This window comes from Rhizobium favelukesii (genome assembly GCF_000577275.2).
Classification (GTDB): domain Bacteria; phylum Pseudomonadota; class Alphaproteobacteria; order Rhizobiales; family Rhizobiaceae; genus Rhizobium; species Rhizobium favelukesii.
Genome location: NZ_HG916852.1, coordinates 859,558 through 878,014 on the forward strand (window position 1 = coordinate 859,558; position 18,457 = coordinate 878,014).

General features: G+C 61.2%; 16 protein-coding genes, 1 tRNA gene and 1 pseudogene. 11 read left to right on the forward strand and 7 right to left on the reverse strand.

Translation table 11 applies throughout. The features are described 5' to 3' along the window. The first annotated feature begins 45 nt into the window (after positions 1–45). From LPU83_RS42645 to LPU83_RS42665, 5 genes are all read left to right on the forward strand, one after another. Positions 46–651, forward strand: coding sequence for an RNA polymerase sigma factor (locus tag LPU83_RS42645; protein ID WP_024312941.1), 606 nt, complete (start codon positions 46–48; stop codon positions 649–651). Continuing rightward, a complete protein-coding gene (locus LPU83_RS42650; RefSeq protein WP_024312940.1) occupies positions 648–1,433 on the forward strand; it encodes an anti-sigma factor family protein in 786 nt (261 codons plus the stop codon). Before LPU83_RS42645 ends, LPU83_RS42650 begins: the two co-directional genes overlap by 4 nt. A gap of 222 nt (positions 1,434–1,655) precedes the next feature. After that, positions 1,656–3,050 (forward strand): selenium-binding family protein, encoded by a 1,395-nt coding sequence (locus LPU83_RS42655; protein WP_024312939.1) that lies wholly within the window; start codon positions 1,656–1,658, stop codon positions 3,048–3,050. 28 nt (positions 3,051–3,078) lie between these two features. Next, positions 3,079–3,711: a membrane protein gene (locus tag LPU83_RS42660; RefSeq protein ID WP_024312938.1), complete on the forward strand. Its 633-nt coding sequence runs from the start codon at positions 3,079–3,081 to the stop codon at positions 3,709–3,711. Between the two features lie 574 nt (positions 3,712–4,285). Further along, the gene (locus LPU83_RS42665) at positions 4,286–4,924 is read left to right on the forward strand and encodes a methyltransferase family protein (protein WP_231052188.1); all 639 of its coding nucleotides are present in this window, start codon (positions 4,286–4,288) and stop codon (positions 4,922–4,924) included. A gap of 132 nt (positions 4,925–5,056) precedes the next feature. On the opposite strand, the gene LPU83_RS42670 is transcribed toward LPU83_RS42665, so the two are convergent. The 5 genes from LPU83_RS42670 to LPU83_RS42690 all read right to left on the reverse strand — a co-directional run bounded on the left by LPU83_RS42670 (position 5,057) and on the right by LPU83_RS42690 (position 8,630). Then, positions 5,057–6,439, reverse strand: a complete 1,383-nt coding sequence (locus LPU83_RS42670) for an IS701 family transposase (RefSeq protein WP_037068948.1) — start codon at positions 6,437–6,439, stop codon at positions 5,057–5,059. A gap of 74 nt (positions 6,440–6,513) precedes the next feature. Next, on the reverse strand, positions 6,514–7,149 hold the full coding sequence (locus LPU83_RS42675; protein ID WP_024318874.1) for a protein-L-isoaspartate(D-aspartate) O-methyltransferase: 636 nt from the start codon (positions 7,147–7,149) through the stop codon (positions 6,514–6,516). Between the two features lie 378 nt (positions 7,150–7,527). After that, on the reverse strand, positions 7,528–8,028 hold the full coding sequence (locus LPU83_RS42680; RefSeq protein WP_141652632.1) for an alpha/beta fold hydrolase: 501 nt from the start codon (positions 8,026–8,028) through the stop codon (positions 7,528–7,530). Positions 8,029–8,120: 92 nt separating this feature from the next. Further along, positions 8,121–8,432 carry an alpha/beta fold hydrolase gene (locus LPU83_RS75760; RefSeq protein ID WP_112334067.1) on the reverse strand — a complete coding sequence of 104 codons (312 nt, stop codon included), beginning with the start codon at positions 8,430–8,432 and terminating at the stop codon, positions 8,121–8,123. Positions 8,433–8,556: 124 nt separating this feature from the next. After that, positions 8,557–8,630, reverse strand: a tRNA-Gln gene (locus LPU83_RS42690). Positions 8,631–8,887: 257 nt separating this feature from the next. Here LPU83_RS42690 and LPU83_RS42695 point away from each other — a divergent pair. From LPU83_RS42695 to LPU83_RS42705, 3 genes are read left to right on the forward strand one after another with little or no spacing between them, the layout of a single operon-like run. Beyond that, entirely contained in the window at positions 8,888–10,429 is a 1,542-nt protein-coding gene (locus tag LPU83_RS42695) for a Ppx/GppA phosphatase family protein (protein WP_024318875.1), read from the forward strand. 9 nt (positions 10,430–10,438) lie between these two features. Further along, on the forward strand, positions 10,439–11,158 hold the full coding sequence (locus LPU83_RS42700) for an RlmE family RNA methyltransferase (RefSeq protein ID WP_024318876.1): 720 nt from the start codon (positions 10,439–10,441) through the stop codon (positions 11,156–11,158). A 58-nt stretch (positions 11,159–11,216) separates the two neighbouring features. Beyond that, the gene (locus LPU83_RS42705; protein WP_024318877.1) at positions 11,217–11,600 is read left to right on the forward strand and encodes a VOC family protein; all 384 of its coding nucleotides are present in this window, start codon (positions 11,217–11,219) and stop codon (positions 11,598–11,600) included. A gap of 3 nt (positions 11,601–11,603) precedes the next feature. On the opposite strand, the gene LPU83_RS42710 is transcribed toward LPU83_RS42705, so the two are convergent. Beyond that, positions 11,604–13,028: an MFS transporter gene (locus LPU83_RS42710; protein WP_024318878.1), complete on the reverse strand. Its 1,425-nt coding sequence runs from the start codon at positions 13,026–13,028 to the stop codon at positions 11,604–11,606. A 217-nt stretch (positions 13,029–13,245) separates the two neighbouring features. Here LPU83_RS42710 and LPU83_RS42715 point away from each other — a divergent pair. The 3 genes and pseudogenes from LPU83_RS42715 (at position 13,246) to LPU83_RS42725 (ending at position 16,463) form a co-directional block, all read left to right on the forward strand. After that, a pseudogene (locus LPU83_RS42715) lies at positions 13,246–14,237 on the forward strand (MBL fold metallo-hydrolase). Positions 14,238–14,415: 178 nt separating this feature from the next. Next, a complete protein-coding gene (guaB, locus tag LPU83_RS42720; RefSeq protein WP_024318879.1) occupies positions 14,416–15,900 on the forward strand; it encodes an IMP dehydrogenase in 1,485 nt (494 codons plus the stop codon). Between the two features lie 2 nt (positions 15,901–15,902). Continuing rightward, the gene (locus LPU83_RS42725) at positions 15,903–16,463 is read left to right on the forward strand and encodes a hypothetical protein (RefSeq protein ID WP_024318880.1); all 561 of its coding nucleotides are present in this window, start codon (positions 15,903–15,905) and stop codon (positions 16,461–16,463) included. 563 nt (positions 16,464–17,026) lie between these two features. Here the strand turns inward: LPU83_RS42725 and LPU83_RS42730 are convergent. Next, positions 17,027–18,361: an ISNCY family transposase gene (locus LPU83_RS42730; protein WP_037069090.1), complete on the reverse strand. Its 1,335-nt coding sequence runs from the start codon at positions 18,359–18,361 to the stop codon at positions 17,027–17,029. Positions 18,362–18,457: the final 96 nt, after the last annotated feature.

Genomic DNA, 18,457 nt, shown 5'->3' on the forward strand with positions numbered 1-18,457 from the left:
ACGAAATGCGGGAACGTGCAATCTCGGTTGAACGGGAACTACCAAATGCCGGTCGCGTACACCACATTTCCTGCCTATAGTCACGCAATACCGAAGCTGCCGGTGCAACCGGCGGCTTTGGAAGGAAAACCCGTGGCGGAGGTTCTCATCGCAAGCGAAGCCGATATCAGAAGCGGCCTGGCGGACAATCTGTTGCGGCTTTGGCGCTATGGCCTTGTGCTCTCGCATCGCCGCGACGTTGCCGACGATCTCGTGCAACAGACCTGCCTGCGCGCCCTCGAGCGCGTCGAGCAGTTCGAGGCAGGAACGCGGCTGGACCGCTGGCTGTTCTCCATCCTGCATTCCATCTGGCTGAATGAGATCCGGTCACAACGTGTGCGCCTCGGTCAGGGCTTCGTCGATGCAGACGAGGCCTTGGTCGTCGATGGCGCCCGCGACACGGAAATGCATGTCATGGCGAACCAGGTTCTGCGGCTGGTCAATGCGCTGCCGGATGCGCAACGGGCCGCGGTCTTCCTCGCCTATGTGGAGGGTCTTTCCTACAAGGAGGTGGCAAGCGTTTTGGATATCCCGATTGGTACCGTGATGAGCCGCCTTGCCGCCGCGCGCGCCAAGATCGCAGCCAGCGTCTCGGGAGAGGGGGCCACATGAACGACAAGAACCCAATCCCCACCGATGAGGAATTGACGGCCTATATCGACGGTGAACTGTCGGGGATCGAAGTATCGCGCATCGAAGCGCTTCTCGGTTCGAACGAGCGTGTGGCCGCAAGATTGGAGTTCCTGTCGCAGAGCAGCCTTGCGTTCAAGCAAGCCTTCGAGTCGCTGCTTGCCGCAGCACCCAAAGCAGAGCTCGATGCCATGCTTGGCATTGTGCCGGTCGCCGCAAAGCCCGCGCGCTCCAGTCGCCGCGGCTTCCTTGGCGCGCTTGCTGCCTGCCTCGTCGCCGGTGTCGTGGCCGACCGGGCCTTGATCGGGATTCGCAATCGCGTTCATGCCCCTGATGAAAGCAGCGAATGGCGCGCTGTCGTTGCAGGATACATCGCCCTCTATACAGCGGATACTTTGGCCGGCCCGTCGCCGTCCGATGACGCGCAGGCTGAACAACTTGCCCGCTTCGACGATAAGCTTGGGCTTTCCCTGTCACCCGAAGCTGTGTCGCTGCCGGGCATCGAGTTCAAGCGCGCCCAGCTGTTGCAGTATGACGACAAGCCGCTGGCGCAGATTGCCTATCTGGACCCGGAGACGGGCCCGTTGGCACTCTGCATCGTGCGCTCGGATGTTGGCACGAAGGAGCCTGACGTCGAAGGCCGGCACGGCATGAACGTTGTCTACTGGTCAAACACAACGCACGCCTTCATGTTGATCGGCCGCATTCCGATCGACCTCATGCAGGAACTTGCGGAGGATGTCAGGAAAAAGACCTCGGCATGAAGCGATGAGGGAGGCGGCGAAAAAGGGACTGCCCAAACCCGCCATTATTTGAGACAATTGCCTGGGGAGGACTGCCTCTACGGCTCGCTCAGCCGGTTTCGAAACGGTATCTCGTCGAAACATCCTTGGATCCTGCCCCGTCCGCAGCGGTCAGTCGGCTGTCGGCAAGCATCGAGCGAACATTTTTCATTGTTCAGCAAACGCGAGCCAGGAGCACTGCACATGGTAACGTGGAAACCCGATCCAAGCTTTTATCCGTCACCGCGAATGGCCATGAAGGCCGCGCCGGAGACACTCGCCTACGTTGTCGCCTTCGATCCGGCGCGAGCGGTTCCCGACGAGCTCGCGGTCGTCGATGTCGATCCGAAATCGCCCTCTTACGGACAGATCGTAAATACTCTCGCGATGCCCAATGTCGGCGACGAATTGCATCATTTCGGCTGGAACGCCTGCTCGTCCTGCTTATGCCCGAACGCACCACATCCGCACGCCGAGCGCCGTTATCTGGTCGTGCCGGGACTGAAATCCTCGCGCATCCATATCATTGACACCAAGCCGGATGGCAGGAATCCGTCCATCGTCAAGGTGATCGAGCCCGGCGACGTGGCCGAACGGACCGGTTACTCCAGGCCGCATACCGTTCATTGCGGACCGGAAGGGATCTATGTTGCCGCACTTGGCAATGCCGAAGGCAAAGCCCCAGGCGGCGTTTTTCTGATGGATCACGAGACCTTCGAGGTCCGCGGCCAGTGGGAGATGGATCGGGGGCCACAACAGCTTTCGTATGACGTCTGGTGGCATCTTGGCCACGATACGCTCGTCACCAGCGAGTGGGGCACGCCGGATACCTTCGAAAATGGTCTAGTCCCCGAAATCCTACTCGGCGCGAAATACGGCCGCCGTCTGCATTTCTGGGATTTGCACAAGCGCAAGCACCTGCAGACGATCGATTTCGGCGACAAGTATCAGCTCGTATTCGAACTCAGACCCGCGCACGACCCGACCAAAGCCTATGGGTTCGTCAACTGCGTGCTCAGTCTGGAGGACCTCTCCTCCTCGATCTGGGTCTGGCACCGCGACGGCGAGAAATGGGGGGTGACAAAGGTGATCGACATTCCGGCGGAGCCGGCCGATGCTGACCAATTGCCGCCGATGCTCAAGGGTTTCAATGCCGTGCCGCCGCTGGTCACCGACATCGATCTTTCAATGGATGACAGATTTCTCTACGTGTCCTGTTGGGGAACCGGCGACCTTCATCAATACGATGTCTCCGACCCGTTCAAGCCGCAGCTGACAGGCAAGGTCCGGATCGGCGGCATCGTTTCGCGTGCGTCGCACCCAGGTGCGAAGAATGGCGCGCTGAACGGCGGCCCGCAGATGGTCGAGATCAGCCGCGACGGTCGCCGCGTCTACTTCACCAACTCGCTCTATGGCGCGATCGACGAGCAGTTCTATCCCGATGGCGTCTCTGGCTGGATGGTGAAGCTTGACGCGCAACCGGACGGCGGCATCGCCTTCGACGAGAAATTCTTCGTCGAATGGCCGAAGTCGCATCGCCCGCACCAGGTCCGTCTCCAAGGTGGCGATTGCTCGTCAGATTCCTATTGTTATCCGTAGGGAGCGAGGAGCAGGCGATGAGGCGCCGATGAACGAGCTCTGGCCCTGGATACTGCTGGCGGGACTAGGCGCCTTTCATGGTCTCAATCCGGCGATGGGATGGCTGTTCGCCGTCGCGCTTGGCGTTCACCGGCAGAGCTCCGCCGCGGTGGTTCAGGCAGTGCCAGCGATCGCTGTCGGACACGCCGTATCCATCGCACTGGTGGCAGGAGCCGTGGTCGCGGCCGGTCTTTTCGTGAACCAAGATGCGGTGCGCACGGCCACCGGAGGGGCGCTGATTGCATGGGCTATCTGGCATCATGCTTTCGGGCACCGGCACCGCGTTCGCATCGGCTTGCGCACGGGGCTCGCCGGTCTTGCGTTCTGGTCGTTCCTGATGGCGACGGCCCACGGTGCGGGGCTCATGGTCCTGCCGGCCTTGATACCCCTCTGTCTCACCCAGTCGCCATTAGGCGAAATCGGCAGCGTTGGGTCCGCGGCGATGGCGCTCGCAGCGGTCGGCGTCCACACTCTTGCCATGTTGGCGGTCACAAGCCTCGTTGCCCTGGCGGTCTATCGCTGGGTCGGGCTCGAGATATTGCGCAGCGCCTGGATCAACGTGGATCTCGTATGGACGCTGGTTCTGCTTGTCACCGGTGTCGTGCTGCTGATCGTCGGGTGAAGGGGCCTCCTAACCCGTCGATGTGATCACCTCGGTCGCTGTGCGTTTCCATGCCAACTGCCCCACGCGACAAATGAGGTTCTCGACGTCGTGGCGGACCGTCATGGATAACTGCCCTTGCTCGCCACCGGCGGCGCCCTGCGTGCCCATCACCTGTGGGCGACACTTCTGGGCATCAAGTCGCCATTGACGTCAAAACGGGATCCGCACGTCCGAAAAAACGAGGAACTAAGGGAATTTTGCGAAAATTGCCTGTGGAACCTTTGATTCTCAAATGATTTCAAAGGCTTATCGAAATCGCCTTTGAATTCCCTCTGTTTTTCCGTCGTGAGCGACCGTGGATGCCACCTTTGTGCCCTGGGTTAGGGCGTCAATCAACAAGAGGATTGAGCGGCTTGATGGGCAATCGTCCCGTCACGGTCCAAAACACAGATGTGCGTCTCGTCCATCGAGACGTCCAATCCGGAACGGGTGGCAAGCGGAAGGTCTCATCCAGCACCTGAACGGGAAAACGTGCACCTGGTCTAAGTCAAATTCCGTTTCTTCTTTGAAGCTGACATTTGCATGGCGAGAAATGTCGGCTGAACTCGATCCTTTAGCTGTCCGCGCCTTTCTGCCTTCAAATCTCTTTCGAAGCGACATAAACTCCCACCGGTGGAGGGGCTTTGGCAAAACACGCACTCTTACGCCAGAATTCCGGGGGCCGGGGAGCGGATCGGACGGGTGGTGGCATGAGCGAGGCGACGGGGAATTTGCGCGACAGTTCAGGCGCGGCAGTACGGCCGCCGATCGCCTGGGCGCTCGCGGCGATCGCCGGGCTCGCGCTCGACTGGCTCTATCCGCTGCCGTTCCTGCCGGCCGCCGTGCCCACCGGCTGGCTCGGCGGCATCTGTTCCTCGCCGGCCTGGCGCTGCTGATCTGGGCGGCGGCGACCTTCCGCCGCGCCGGGACGCAGGTCCCGACCACCCAGCCGACAACGACGATCGTCGACGCGGGCCCCTACCGCTTCACGCGCAACGCGATCTATATCGGCATGTTCCTCGGCCTCATCGGCCTCGCCGTCGCCTTCGACAGCCTGTGGCTCATCGCCCTATTGGTGCCGTTCTATCTCGTCATCCGCTACGGCGTGGTCGCCCGCGAGGAGGCCTATCTCGAGCGGAAGTTCGGTGACGTCTATCTCGCCTACAAGGCCCGCGTCGGACGGTGGCTGTAGCGAGACGAAGAGCGGTCAACCTGCTGGAATGTTAGACCGTTTCGAGCAGACCAAACTGAACCGGGATAAGTTTGCGGATCTTGAGTTGCCCTGCCGCATTTTTGTCAATGACAGTCAGCTCGACTTTGTACATTATGCAGCGAAGCAAAGTGCTTGTGTCATCCGCTTGAGGCGGCTTGGTTGAGTTTCAGGAATGTCCGGGTCTGGCGGGTGCTGTCGATAAATATCCTGATCCCACAGGATCATGCGAACCGCACCGATGGCATCGGAGAAGGTGAACTCTGTTTTCTTGTACCAGGCGGCGGCATAGGGAAGGACGCCATGACCGAGCAGATCGCATGCCCAGAGTGTGACGAGGCTGTAGAGCGCCAGCAGCGACGGGGTCGTGCGCATGATGGCTTTGTCGTTCCACTGCCGTTGGGTTTCCACGCCAAGATGCGCTCGCGTTTCGGCGAAGGTGACCTCGATCTGCCAGCGCCGAACGAAATAGGCAATGATCTGAGCGGGCTCAAGGTTGACGTTGGTGCTCATGAACGCCTGGGGTTCACGACGGCCTGATGGATCGCGAACGAGAACCCAGCGAATTGGTCTTGGGGGCGTTCCACGCCGATACCAGAGGCCGGTTCCTGATGTGACATCAAGGGTTTTGTCGGTTTGCTTGCCGTACCAGGACGATGCGACGATGCGCTGCCACTCGGTCTTTGCGTCTTTGAGGAGCGTTTTCAGTTTCGGCAATGGCCTGCCTTTTTGCGCCGGTCGCCCGAGCGTATGTTCGTGCCGTTGATCTGGTGGAGCAAAGAGACTGGCATCCAGACGCAACCGCGTGATGAGAGTGGCCGTGTCGGGAAGAGCCGCAGCCAGTGTATGAACGGCAAAGCTGCTATCGCCGACAAAGATGATTTCGCGGCCCGGCAGCCAGCGGCAAAGCTGCAAGACGCCTTGCCTTGCCCAATCAGTCAGCAGCTTGTGCTTTCGGCCCTTCTTCTGATCATGGCGCTCAGAGGGACACAGGATCGTCAGCACCGGCAGGGCTTTAATACATTTTGCCCATGGGACAGGTGAAAGAACCATGAAGCTCAACCATCTCAAGCCGCTGGCTTTGACAAAGTGGCCATGGCTGGAGCGCACCGGGTCACGATAAATTCCACGCGCGGCGATGCGTTGGCCCCAACGCCGTTCGATTGTATCATCCATGCCAATCACGACAGGGCCCTCGGGCACGAGCCGGGCAACAATGATGGACAGCAGACGGGCCGCCAACGTGCGAGGGTTCCAGCGGGCTCGGTTGAGGAGTTGATGATAGGCGGCAAAATTACTTACCTCCGCGCGTCCGGTGATGCGCAGGCAGGCCGTCACCGTTCGCTTGCCAGGCGAAAGGAGCGCACCCATCACCAGGACCAGCAGATGCTCCCAGCTTGGCGCGGTAAACCAGAAACGAAACGGCGACAGCCATTTGCGAAGGATGTGGGGGACCGCGTCTCCCGGCTCACGGCTACAATCATGTTGTTCGCTCATCCATTCGTTCGAATCCGATCAAACGAATGGCGCAAGGCCGGGACCCTGCGGCGAATTGATTCACCCAGGGCTGCTCAGATGCCCCCGAAATCACCACCGATTTTGTACAAAGTCGAGGTCAGGAGCTGTGCTTTTTCAGATCCCAACGGCATAACCAGGCGTCCGTCGGGCTTGAGCTGCTCAAGTAATGCCGGCGGCAACCGCTCGGCCGCCACCGTGACCAGTATCTTGTCGAACGGGGCGTGCTCAGGCCAGCCGCGAGATCCGTCTCCGACACGAATGCCGACATTAATATAGCCCAGGCCCCGCAGCAGAGCCTCGGCACGGCTTGCAAATTCCTCGATGATTTCGGCGCTCCAGACCTGCCCGGCGAGCTCGGCGAGGATTGCGGATTGGTAGCCCAGGCCGGTGCCGATCTCGAGCACTGCCTCGTGCGGTTGGGGCGCGAGGAGATCGGTCATGAGAGCGACGATGAAGGGCTGCGAGATGGTTTTATCGAAGCCGATCGGCAGCGGCGTGTCCTGGTAGGCATACGGCGCAAGCGGGGCTGGCACGAAGAGATGCCGCGGCACCCGCTGCATCGCAGCCAAGACCCGCTCATCGAGCGACGCCCTGCCAAGCTCTTCGCTCGCAAGGTCGACGTGGATTGCAATCAACTCGACCATGTGCCTGCGCAGGACCGCGAGGTGCTCTTCATTCATTGGTTTCATGATCACGGGCTTTCCTCAGACAGTTTATTCCCAGATAGCTCTATGATCAAACTCAGGAATGATCGGAATGGAGTCCACTTGTGCCATAGCGCGAGCAAACCCCAGTGGCCGCAACGGGTCGATACGCGGGACTTTGGAAACATCATTAGCGAAGGTCCCGATGTGGTGCATTTGAGCAGTGACGGCATTCGGCCCCAAAGCGAACCTCGTCTCCTATCCAGTTTTCCAATCGGTAACCGAATTCCAAACGTGGATTCATGAAATCACGCGATCGACGCGGACAGCTTCTGAGGTCGAGGAACCTTCGAGAAAGCGGCGGTTCGACCCCAATTGACCGAGTGAGCGCTGGCGAATCCGGGAAAGCCAGCGCCCCCTCGATCAAGGATTTTTCTGCCAGAACGCGAGAACCGCCGTCGTGAACTCATCGGGGGCCTCCTCCGGCAGGAAGTGCCCGCTACCCGGAGTCGCAACGCCCTCGACATGATCTCCGATCTTCGCGACAGCCGCGCGCAGCCCGTCGCCAAGTCGATCGCCGCCGCCGAGCGCGAGCACCGGCATCGTCAACCTGAGCTTTCGCGCGCTCTTCCTCCTGAGCGATCCCTTCGGGACTGAAAGCGGCGCGGTGCCATTCGATCCCGGCGCGGGCCGCGCCGGGAGCAGAGAACATCCGGACAATTCATCGACAGCGGCGGGGTCGATCGCATAGTTGCGCGTGCTTTTGGTCTGGAATAGCCAAGTGAGATATGCGCGTTCATGCCCTTGAACGAGCACCTCGGGGAGGTCGTGCAGCCGGTTGAAACCGAACTGCCAGAGCTTCAGGTTGACCGCCTCGCCCGGAATGCCGGAAGGCAAGGGAGAGACGCCCAGGGTAGTCAGCACAGCCTTTGACGTCGCCGGGATAGTTTACAGCATACGGATGTGCGTCCATGGGCCGACATCATGCGCCACGATATCGACGCCACCGGGACGGTTCAGCCCCGTCGCCACCAGGAAATCGTGCAGGTCGCGAGCCGCAGTATCGAGTCATAGCCCGTCTGAGGCTTGTCGCTGTCGCCGAAGCTGCGTGGCTCTAGCACATAAACCTGCCGCCCAGTGGCGGTGAGGAGCGGAATCATCTTCCGCCACGAAATCCCACTTTCCGGCCAGCCAGGGAGTAGCACCACCGGTTCGCCCGACCCAGCGACCACATAGTGTACATGCACGCTGTTCACACGCACAACGTGACGCAGGACATCGGCAAAGGGATCGGTTTTTGGCGCATGGGGTGTGCCCTTGCCTGCCACCTGCGACGCCGCCCATTCCTTTGCGTGGGCATCACCTGCGGGCTACGGTCCTGGGCATCAGGTCGATATTAACGCCGAAACGGGATCCGGCACGTCCGAAAAACTAAGGGAATTTAACGAAAATTGGCTGGGGAACCTGGACTCGAACCAAGATTAACGGAGTCAGAGTCCGTCGTTCTACCATTGAACTATTCCCCAGCAGAAGCTGCCGAAGCATGGCTTGGCTGCTGTGCGGCGCTTATAACCAAAACATCACGGATTGCAAATACCCGTTTCGAAAAAAATCCACAGCGACTTGGTGATGTGTTTTTGATGCGCGCCAAAAGGTCCGTTCTCCCCCCGTGGCAAAAAGAATTTGGCGATTTCGCCATGCGCTGGTATCTTCGCGGCAACGCAAAATCGAATGAGCGCCTGCTGCATACCTTTGGACTTGCGCGGCGCGATGGAAAAAGAACGTGGAAGACCCCGAAGGCGGCTCAAAGCCGCAAGGTAACGGGGCGTTGGCGGCAGGGCGCAAGGACGGCAAGAAGTCCAGGCGCCGCAAGGGCAAGCGTGGCGGGCAATCCCGCAATGCGAACCAGGCCGCTCAGCATGTCCTCTCCGGCGATACCGGAGAGGCGGCACGCCCAATCGAAGCCGGCAACGCGGCGCACAAGCGAAAGCGTCGCCGTCGTGGTGCGAGCGCCTCCGGCGAAGCCGGGCAGCAGCCGCAACGGACAAGCAACGAAATCTCCGCAACCGCCGGACAAGGCGTTTGCAGCGACAGCGAATCCGTGCCGAGCCGCCGCAATCGCCGCAAGCATCGCGGCAAGCGCGGCCTCCAGGGACGTCCGCTGGTGCATGAAAAGCCGGTGGGACATCCGGCCCAGCCGCAGCAGCCAGCGCCAACCGGGCGGAACGGGGTCGCTGAATCGCGAACCGGCCAGAACGACAATCGTGCGGCACGCCAGTCCGACGGCGGGCAGCGCAGCCAAGGCGAACATCCATGGCCGGATGAGCTTTATGCTGCTCTCGATCTCGGCACTAACAATTGCCGTCTGCTGATCGCCCAGCCAACGCGGCCGGGCCAGTTTCGCGTTGTTGACGCCTTCTCCCGAATCGTCCGCCTTGGTGAGGGATTGGCGGCAAGCGGTCGCCTCTCCGACGACGCCATGGATCGCGCCGTCGATGCGCTGCGCGTCTGCGCCTCCAAGTTGAAGAACCGCGAAATCCGCCGCATGCGGCTGATCGCGACCGAAGCCTGCCGGCAAGCGAGCAATGGGGCGCAATTCCTCGAGCGCGTGGTTGCCGAGACCGGCCTTGAACTCGAGATTATCGATCGGGAAACCGAAGCGCGGCTCGCCGTTTCCGGCTGCTCGTCGCTCGTCGGACGGGAGACGCGCTCGGTCGTCCTCTTCGATATCGGCGGCGGCTCCTCTGAAATCGCGGTCATCCGCATCGGCGACAACCGTTTCAATCGCCTCGCCAATCACATCACCCACTGGACCTCGCTTCCCGTTGGCGTTGTCACGCTTTCGGAGCGCCATGGCGGACGCGATGTCACGCCGGATGTCTTTGAAGGCATGGTCGTGGAGGTGGAAGGCATGCTTGGCAGCTTCGATTGCCCTGCAATCGATATCGGTCATGCGGATGACTTCCATCTCATCGGCACCTCGGGAACCGTGACGACGCTTGCCGGTGTTCATCTGGACCTACCGCGCTACGACCGGCGCAAGGTCGACGGCATCTGGCTTTCAGATGACGAGGTCTCGGCGATGCAGGCAAAGCTGCTGTCGTGGGATTTCGCCAGCCGCGCCGCCAATCCCTGTATTGGGCCCGATCGCGCCGATCTGGTGCTGGCCGGCTGCGCCATTCTGGAGGCGATCCGCCGCCGCTGGCCGAGCCCGCGCATGCGTGTTGCCGATCGCGGCTTGAGGGAAGGCCTGCTCACGGACATGATGGCGGATGACGGCGTCTGGCGGCGCCATCGCAACCGCCGCGGCCAGCGCGGCAAATAGGGGACAAGCATGGCGAAGCCAACGATTGCGGGTAACCGCACCGGCCGCAAACTCGGCCAGCGCGTCAAGAATAAGAAGATGAAGGCGTCGTCGCGGCAATGGCTGCAGCGCCACATCAACGATCCTTATGTGCAGCGTGCACAGCTGGAGGGGTATCGCGCGCGCGCCGCTTTCAAGCTGCTCGAGATCGACGAGAAGCACAGCATCCTGAAGGGCGCTCGTCGCATCATCGATCTAGGTGCTGCACCCGGAAGCTGGTCGCAGATCGCTGCCAAGGTAACAGGCTCCACCGATGATGATATCCGCGTCGCAGCGATTGACTTTTTGGAGATGACTCAACTGCCGGGCGTGAAGATCCTGCAGTTGGACTTCCTGGATCCCTCAGCGCCGGCTCAGTTGATCGAAGCCGTCGGCGGCACCCCGGATCTGGTCATCTCAGACATGGCGGCGCCCACCACGGGCCACCATCGCACGGACCATCTGCGCACCATGCACCTCTGCGAAGTGGCGGCCCAGTTTGCCGTCGAAGTGCTGGGTGAGGGCGGTCACTTCCTGGCAAAGACCTTTCAGGGCGGCACCGAACGCGATCTGCTCAATATGCTGAAGCGACATTTCAAGCAGGTCGTCCACGTCAAGCCGGCGTCGTCGCGCGCCGAATCCGTCGAGATGTTCCTGCTGGCGAAAGGCTTCAAGGGCCGCCAAGCGGAGCCCGACGTCACGGAAGCTTGATCTTTGGGCTGGTCTTGAGTGATGATCGGCCTCCCAAGACTTGGAACGCCCCGGTACCATGCTCTTATACGTCACCCTCGGAACCAACGACATCGATCAGGCGCGGCGGTTTTACGACATCGTCCTGCCGCTGCTCGGCTACCGCCGCCAACGTTACTCCGAAGAGGAAATCGGCTACGCGGCAGATGGTGACACCCGCTGCCGGCTCTGGATCGTCACCCCATTCAACCGCCGGCGGGCGTCGAGCGGAAATGGTTCGATGGTCGCGCTTCATGCCGCGCGCCGCGCGGATGTGGATGCATTCCATGCCGCAGCGCTTGCCGCCGGCGGTGTCGATGAAGGCGAGCCGGGATTGCGGCCGTTCCATGCCAATTTCTATGCCGCCTATGTTCGCGATCCGGACGGCAACAAGCTCAGCGCCGTCTGCGAGACTCCCGAATAGCCCTTACTTCACGGCCTGTTGCTCTGCCTCGATCGCCGCCGGGGCGAGGCGCTTTGCCTGGTGGCCAGAGACCAGCGCCCCAGCGCTCTTGTCCATCCGGATGAAGGGGATAGTCGCCACGACGGTCAGGATCGCGATCACGTAAAAGGCGATGTGGAAGTCGGCAACCTGCAGCGCCTCGCCGCGGAAGTAGATCGACGTCTCCAGGATCGCGGCGGCAACCGCGACGCCGAGCGCCAGGCTGATCTGCTGCATCACCGAACTCATCGACGTTGCCTGGCTCGCCTGCGCATCATCGATATCGGCAAAAGCCAGGGCATTGACGCCGGTAAAGAAGAACGAGCGCGAGAAGCCGCCGACGAGAAGGATGGCGATGATGACGAGGTGCGGCGTCTGTGGCGTGAACAACCCGGTCGCGACAGTCACGATCGTCGTCACTCCTGCTGCCGAAAGCAGCGTGGTGCGGAAGCCGGCCGCGGCAAAGACGCGGCGCGCCATGAACTTGGTGGTGATCGCACCGATCGCGCCCGCAAAGGTGATCATGCCCGATTGGAACGGTGTCAGACCGAAGCCGAGCTGCAGCATCAGCGGGGTCAGGAAGGGCATCGCGCCGATACAAATGCGAAACAGCGTGCCGCCGGTTGTCGATGCGCGGAAGGTCGGATTGCGGAACAGGTTCAGGTTGAGGATCGGCGCCGGATGTCGTTTGGCGTGGCGCACGTAGACAAAGCCGCAGACGAGACCGATTGCCGTCGCGGTGATGCCGATAACGGGCGGCAAGGCCGGCAGGCTGACGACGGAAAGGCCGAAGACGACGCCGGCGGCCGAAAACGATGTCAGCAAGAAGCCGATGAAATCCAGCCTCGGCGGCGCTGTCGCTTCAACCTCAGGCAGGAAGATCGTTGCGAGCCAGACACCGATGATGCCAACCGGCACGTTGATCAAAAAGATCCAATGCCAGGTGAAATAGGTTGTGATGAAGCCGCCGAGCGGCGGGCCGGCCAACGGACCGACGAGTGCCGGAATAGTCAGCAGCGCCATCGCCGAGACAAGCTCGCTTCGTTTCGTCGTTCTTAGAAGCACGAGGCGCCCGACCGGCGTCATCATCGCGCCGCCCATGCCCTGCAGGAAACGCGCGACGACGAACTCGATCAGGCCGGATGAGATCGCGCAGAAGATGGAGCCGATGACGAAGACGCAGATGGCCAGGCGGAAGATGCGCTTGGCGCAGAACCTGTCCGCCATCCAGCCGCTGATCGGAATGAAGACCGCGAGTGACACCATGTAGGAGGTCAGCGCCAGCTTCAGCGTGATCGGCCCGACGTGGAGGTCGTTGGCGATTGCGGGCAGGGCGGTCGATATGACGGTGGAGTCCATCTGCTCCATGAAGAGAGCGACGGCGAGGATCAGCGGAACGATGCGGTTCATGCGCGAAATGCCTTGGAGGTCGTGCGAAGGCGGCTCGGGAAGCCAGTGCTCTGTATTCCTAGGGAAAGGCTCTGCCAACCCCTCATTCCGCTTCTGAAAGACGTTTGCATCACGTCTGCGTGAGGCCGTTTGCTCAGCAATTTCAACGATCGGGATTGACCTATGTTTGTTTGGGGCTGTGCGACAAAGATGCCGCGCGTTATCAGAAGGATGGGAAATGCGAGTAGCGTCGGGGATGACGCGGCGTGCGTTGTTTGCAGTGGGCATCGGCCTGCTGGCGGCGCCGATGATTTTGAAAGAGACGGCCGCAATGGCCGCAAGTGGAGAAAGACCAAGATGGATGCGACGACGCAGCCCCAATTTAATCAATTCAAGCTCGGCTCTTATAGATTTACTGTCTTCAAGGACGGCGCCAGCATTGGTGAAAAGGCCTATGAGACGTTTGGGGCCAACCAGAAGCTAGAGACTGTCCAGGAACTGCTCGCGAGGAATTTCCTGCCGACCGATAAATTCATCAATTCCTATGCGCCGACACTGATCGATACCGGATCGGATGTCATCCTCGTCGATACCGGCTTTGGTGAGGGCGGCCGTGCCCGCGGCAGCGGCCAGTTTCGCGATGGGCTTAAGGCTGCCGGCTATTCGCCAGACGACATCACGCTGGTGGCGCTGACCCACCTGCATGGCGATCATATCGGCGGCCTGATGGAAGCTGGCACTCCAGCTTTCAAGAATGCGCGGTATGTCATCGGCCAGATCGAATACGATTTCTGGACTGACAAGGCCCGCGAGGCCACGCCCGCCGAAGGCGGCCACAAAGCAGTTCTGGCCAATGTCGTGCCTCTTGCCGAGAACGCGACCTTCATCGGTGACGGCGGCAAAGTTGCAGGCGGCATCACGGCGATGCTGGCGCCAGGGCACACGCCCGGACACATGGTTTTCCATGTCGAATCGGAAGGCAAGCGCCTGGTCGCGACGGGCGATACCGCCAATCACTACATCGTGTCGCTGCAGAAGCCCGACTGGGAGGTTCGCTTCGACGCGGACAAGACACAGGCAGCAGCCACGCGGCGGAAGGTATTCGACATGATCGCCACCGATAGGATCGCTTTCCTGGGCTACCACATGCCGTTCCCGGCGGTCGGCTTTGTCGAGACGTACGAGGATGGATATCGCTTCGTTCCGAAGACCTACCAGTTCGACTTGTGAGGTCGCTGCATGGCAGCCATACCAAGCCCGGCGGACACCTCGGGCTTTTTGCTATTCCCTTCCTGTCATAGACGTGTTACCAGCCCTCGCCAACTTCCAAAGCAACCCTTGCACACCGCCGGTGCGGACGATTCGTTCCGGGAGGCGTTGCATTTTTCTTAATTGAAGGAAATTGGCCATGGCTCGCATCATAGAAACGCCAACCGGTTTGGACGCACTCACCTTCGATGACGTGCTCCTGCAGCCCGGTCATTCCGAGGTCTTGCCCGGTCAGACGAGCGTCGCAACGCGGATTGCGACCGACTTCGAGTTGAACATCCCGATCATCTCCTCGGCGATGGACACCGTCACGGAAAGCCGCCTTGCCATCGCCATGGCGCAGGCGGGCGGGCTTGGCGTCATCCATAAGAACCTGACGCCTGCCGAGCAGGCCGAGCAGGTCCGCCAGGTCAAGAAGTTCGAAAGCGGCATGGTGGTCAACCCGGTGACAATCGGTCCCGATGCGACGCTGGCCGATGCGCTCGGGCTGATGAAGACCTACAGCATCTCTGGCATTCCGGTCGTCGAAAAGTCCGGCCGTCTCGTCGGCATCCTGACCAACCGCGACGTCCGCTTCGCCTCGGACCCGAAGCAGAAGATCCACGAGCTGATGACCCATCAGGGCCTCATCACCGTCAAGGAGAACGTCGATCAGCAGGAAGCCAAGCGCCTGTTGCACGCGCACCGGATCGAAAAGCTGCTGGTGATCGACGGCGAAGGTCGTTGCGTCGGTCTCATCACCGTCAAGGACATTGAAAAGTCGCAGCTGAACCCGAATGCATCCAAGGATGCGCAGGGCCGCCTGCGCGCCGCTGCCGCCGTCGGCGTCGGTGATGATGGTTTCGAGCGGGCTGAACGCTTGATCGAGGCAGGCGTTGATCTCCTCGTCGTCGATACCGCGCATGGCCATTCGGCCCGCGTTCTCGAGGCTGTCACCCGCGTGAAGAAGCTTTCCAACTCCGTGCGCGTCATGGCCGGCAACGTGGCAACATCGGAGGGCACCAGGGCATTGATCGATGCCGGTGCGGATGCCGTCAAGGTCGGTATTGGTCCGGGCTCGATCTGCACGACGCGCATCGTGGCCGGTGTCGGCGTTCCCCAGCTCGCCGCCATCATGTCGGCCGTCGAGGCTGCGCAAGCGCAGGATGTTCCCGTCATCGCAGACGGCGGCATCAAGTTCTCGGGTGACGTCGCCAAGGCGATTGCATCAGGCGCCTCCGCTGTCATGATCGGTTCGCTGCTCGCCGGCACCGATGAAAGCCCCGGCGAAGTGTACCTTTACCAGGGCCGTTCCTTCAAAGCATACCGCGGCATGGGCTCGGTCGGTGCCATGGCGCGCGGCTCGGCAGACCGCTATTTCCAGGCTGAAGTGCGCGACACGCTGAAGCTCGTGCCTGAGGGCATCGAAGGCCAGGTTCCCTACAAGGGCCCGGTCTCTGGCGTCCTGCACCAGCTTGCAGGCGGCCTCAAGGCCGCCATGGGTTATGTCGGCGGCAAGGATATCAAGGACTTCCAGGAGCGCGCGACCTTCGTGCGCATCTCCGGCGCCGGCCTTCGCGAAAGCCATCCCCACGACGTGACGATCACCCGCGAGAGCCCCAACTATCCGAGCTCCGGCGGCTGAAAATGAACCCGGGCAGCCGTATTCCGCTCTGGATTATCGCGCTGCTCGCAGCCATCTGCCTCGGCGCGCTTGCGTGGACGACATTCGGCTTTGTCGTCCCCTTTAAACATGAGACCGGGCAGGCCGTTCTCGATGTCTATTTCGGCGGTTATGACGAATTGACCGTCGGCCGGATGCGCCAGCTTCTCGACCACAACGAGATCGCCAGCAATTTGCTGCAGGCGATGTATGCCGGTCCGGAGATGATCTTCCCGGCGCTTCTGACCGCACTCCTGCTGCTGGTGTTGATGAGGTTGAGACCTAGCGGCCCCCACTTCAATCGCCCGATCCGTCCTTCCCTGATCGCGCTCGTCTATGCGCTTCCCTTCATTTATGGCCTTGCCGACTACGGCGAAAACATCTCCAGCCTGATTGCTTTTGGAGACAGCGCCTGGACGGATCATGCCGCTCGCCTGTTGCCGTGGATGACGCGAGTGAAGTTCGCGAGCCTCGCCATCTGCCTGATCGTCATTGCCCGCTTCGGCATCGTTCGCGCGATGCATCGCGAAGAAGGCGAGACATAGTCTCACTGCCACCGCAATGCCCGGCCCGGCGGAAACAACCGCCTGGTCGACTTCGCCGGCAAGGACAAGGCGCAACAGCAGGGCCTCCTTGGTTACCTCAGTTCGCAGGTACCGATCGGTCGCGTCGATGAGATAGCCGCCGCATTTTTTCTAGCGTCGGACGAACCAAGCTTCCTCACGGGTGCCGAGATCTTCGCCAATGGTGGCATCGCCAAGGTCTGATGCAGCCTTGCCCGCCGCTGAGTTGCGGCGAGCATTTGCGGCGCCGACGCTTTTCCTCTACAGCACGGAAACCAAACGGAAAGCGGCAGGAAGAGACAGCATGACCGGCTACGAAATGTTCTGGCCCATCATTGCCCACGTAGCCCTAGTCTAGTTTCCGTCCATAAACGGCTGGTTTTCTTGTGCTTGCAGCGCGTTTGGGTTCCGCTTGGTGGCCGCTTTGAAGCCATGCGGTGTGGCTCATGGGTGCTAATTGCGGCGGCCAGGATTTCTGGTGGAAATGCGCGCATTGGGAACTGCCGGCGTTCCGCCGGTCCGGTTTTGGCTGGCGACATGGGATGTCAGTTCGATCTGAGGCGGGCGAAGAGGGCGAGATTGTAAGCGACCACCGAGGACCAGACATAAGTCTTGAAGTGGTCGAGCCCACGCCAGGTGCAGCGCCCCAAGCCGTAGGCGCGTTTGAGGCAGGAGATGCCGGCCTCGATGCCGGCGCGGAAGTTGCGTAGCTTGCGATAGACCCAACGGCTTTTGACCATGTCTTCGATCTTGAGGCCGCACTTCTTGTGGAAGGCCATGTCTCGCACGCCCCAGGCCTTGGCTCCGCTCAGATTTTCGCGGCTGGCATAGCCGCCGTCGGCGGCGGCCTGCCGTGGCGGCTCGCCCCAGATGCCAATGTGACGCTCCAGCATCGGCAGCAAGCGCTCGCTGTCGGCCGGGTTGCCGGCTTCGACGACGAGGTCGAGGATCAGCCCGCTTGTGCCGGTGGTCAAATTGATCTTATGGCCATACTCGACGTCGCGGCTGCCTTTGACGATGATGTCGGCATGCGGCTCGAACAAACTGACCAGCTTGTCGCCAGCCGGCACCGCCTCGCCGGCCAGGACCCGCCGCTCGGTCTGGGCGATGATCCGTTCGATCAGCGGCTTATAGTGGCGGACTTGGGCCTGCCAGCGTTCGACCGCCGGGCCCGCCGCCAAGGGCAGCTGCGCCGCCGCCTGTTCGAGATAGCTCAAGGTGGTGCGCGTGATCCTGAGCAGCGCGCGATAGTGCTGAACTCGTTTCGGACGACCGCGGGTAAATTGGATCGCCCGGGATCGCTTCTTCGCCGCGCGGCAGTGATCGTGCCATAAGATGGCGCTGCCCAAGGAAGCCGCCTGCTGCAACAGCCGCACCATCACCCGCACGCAGTCCCACAAAAGACTGCTGTCGCTCGGTTCGTGCATCAGCGCCGAAGTGACGGTGCTGTCGATGCGCACGACCTTGCCGCGTTCCACCTTGTCCTGCCGGGCGCTTGTCAACAGCACGCGATTGATCGCTTCAAAGGTCCCGGCCCGGATCGCGCTGATCGTCTTGTGCAAGACCGACTTCTTCGGGCTGCACCCCCATGGCAGCCGGGCAAAAGCCCGGAACGAGGCGGAATCTTCCAGATGAAAGGCCAGCTCCTCATAACTCAACTGACGGTGTTGTTTGAGCAGGGCGCAACGCAGCACGGCCTCCGCCGGCAGGCCCTCGCGGCCGGTCTCCTTGACGCCGTGGCGGCGCAGGTCCTGCGCTACCAGCCCGAGCAGATCACGATGCTCATCCAGCCATTGCGACATGGCTTTCAGCTCGCGGCCGATCTCGTGTTCGGCGAAAAGATCGAATATATTGGATTGGACGGTGCGTTCTTGGCGCATTGTCGGCTCCGGCGGTTGCGGGTTTGTCTTTAGAATCAATGGCTTGATCTAAAGTGTACCTGAAACCGCCGGGCTTTGCCCGCGGCAATATCGCGA

What these genes read in the sequence shown, in the direction of transcription:
- LPU83_RS42730 (WP_037069090.1), bottom strand. Translation starts at nt 18,361, where the DNA reads ATGCGCCAAGAACGCACCGTCCAATCCAATATATTCGATCTTTTCGCC.
- LPU83_RS42655 (WP_024312939.1), top strand. Translation starts at nt 1,656, where the DNA reads ATGGTAACGTGGAAACCCGATCCAAGCTTTTATCCGTCACCGCGAATG.
- LPU83_RS42725 (WP_024318880.1), top strand. Translation starts at nt 15,903, where the DNA reads ATGAACCCGGGCAGCCGTATTCCGCTCTGGATTATCGCGCTGCTCGCA.
- LPU83_RS42705 (WP_024318877.1), top strand. Translation starts at nt 11,217, where the DNA reads ATGCTCTTATACGTCACCCTCGGAACCAACGACATCGATCAGGCGCGG.
- LPU83_RS42665 (WP_231052188.1), top strand. Translation starts at nt 4,286, where the DNA reads ATGTCGGCTGAACTCGATCCTTTAGCTGTCCGCGCCTTTCTGCCTTCA.
- guaB (WP_024318879.1), top strand. Translation starts at nt 14,416, where the DNA reads ATGGCTCGCATCATAGAAACGCCAACCGGTTTGGACGCACTCACCTTC.
- LPU83_RS42650 (WP_024312940.1), top strand. Translation starts at nt 648, where the DNA reads ATGAACGACAAGAACCCAATCCCCACCGATGAGGAATTGACGGCCTAT.
- LPU83_RS42700 (WP_024318876.1), top strand. Translation starts at nt 10,439, where the DNA reads ATGGCGAAGCCAACGATTGCGGGTAACCGCACCGGCCGCAAACTCGGC.
- LPU83_RS42645 (WP_024312941.1), top strand. Translation starts at nt 46, where the DNA reads ATGCCGGTCGCGTACACCACATTTCCTGCCTATAGTCACGCAATACCG.
- LPU83_RS42670 (WP_037068948.1), bottom strand. Translation starts at nt 6,439, where the DNA reads ATGAGCGAACAACATGATTGTAGCCGTGAGCCGGGAGACGCGGTCCCC.
- LPU83_RS42660 (WP_024312938.1), top strand. Translation starts at nt 3,079, where the DNA reads ATGAACGAGCTCTGGCCCTGGATACTGCTGGCGGGACTAGGCGCCTTT.
- LPU83_RS42710 (WP_024318878.1), bottom strand. Translation starts at nt 13,028, where the DNA reads ATGAACCGCATCGTTCCGCTGATCCTCGCCGTCGCTCTCTTCATGGAG.
- LPU83_RS42675 (WP_024318874.1), bottom strand. Translation starts at nt 7,149, where the DNA reads ATGAAACCAATGAATGAAGAGCACCTCGCGGTCCTGCGCAGGCACATG.